This window comes from Ruegeria sp. CDSA246 (assembly GCF_059611225.1).
On sequence record NZ_JBXWPD010000057.1, the window covers coordinates 1 to 1,054 of the forward strand.

The window sequence follows — 1,054 nt, forward strand, 5'->3', positions numbered from 1 at the left end:
GCAAGATGGACCCTGATCAGGCCTTCCAGTCCCGCAAGGAAATCCTGCGGGGCGGCCAGATCCTCATCCATAACCCTGTAGTCTGGGGGGTTTTCCAGTGCCTCTGGTCGTAATCTGTAACTTAACCAGTTGGAGGGAAACCTGATCGAAAAACCTTGAGGATTGCACTTGATTGCCCGAACGCCGTGAAACTGACCGGGCAGCGCATCCGGGTCACTGACGCGAAGAATGACCTGGTTGGGATCCCACCTGAAATCCAGGGCACGGTGCAACAGGGATATCCATATGCTCGTCAGAAACGCATCGATTTGGCTTGGAGAAACCGAAATCTGGAAGTTCCTTTTGGCACTGAAATACGCGTGCTCTCCTTCGACAAAGAGGGATTGCGTAACGGCATTGGATTCCTTGGAAACCGCTTGTGTGAATCTGGTAAAAAAGTCTCCCAATGTTAGGGCTTCTGCCAGCATATCGCCGAGCGGGAGAAATTTGACAAGGTCAACGGATTGCCCGACCCGTGCGCAAAAATCCGTTGAAGTGGCTTCTGCCACGGCCTGATAGATCTGGTAGACGGTATCGTGGCGCAGGAAATTCTTCGGGTCCATTACCTGCGCTTCGTTCAACCCCAGAGGATCAAGAACAAACGCGGGTTCGACCCCCACGCTGCGAAGCGCTGCGACAACCGGACCCGCAACTGAAGCCCTGACGAGAGGCAGCGACTGATCCGTGTTATTACCAAGTCTTCTTGTCATCTCTTCTCCAGAAATTCGCAATATGCCCGAGTGTAGGAAATTCCCACAATAAAATTATGAAATCTTGCAGCTTCCCAAAACTATTTTTCTCGAACCGGTAATCTGTCAGGCATTAAGTTATTCGAATTCTATAATGACTCCTAATTGCGCCTTTTGCGATTCTTGAAGATAGGAGCCCTAATGAACGGATGCCTGATGCGCATACTTGTGCCCGCAGTACTGGCTGCGAGCCATCTGTTTCCAACTCATGCCGCTTCACAGGAAGAAAGTTTCCCGATCCTTTTCACAAATGTTCATGTCTTTGA

At 50.6% G+C, this 1,054-nt stretch carries 1 protein-coding gene; it reads right to left on the reverse strand.

Annotation, left to right across the window (positions count from 1 at the left end):
• Positions 1-749, reverse strand: a 749-nt coding sequence (locus AC2FI9_RS22795; RefSeq protein ID WP_496771015.1) for an AraC family transcriptional regulator ligand-binding domain-containing protein, incomplete at its 3' end; no start/stop codon positions are given.
• Between the last annotated feature and the right edge of the window lie 305 nt (positions 750-1,054).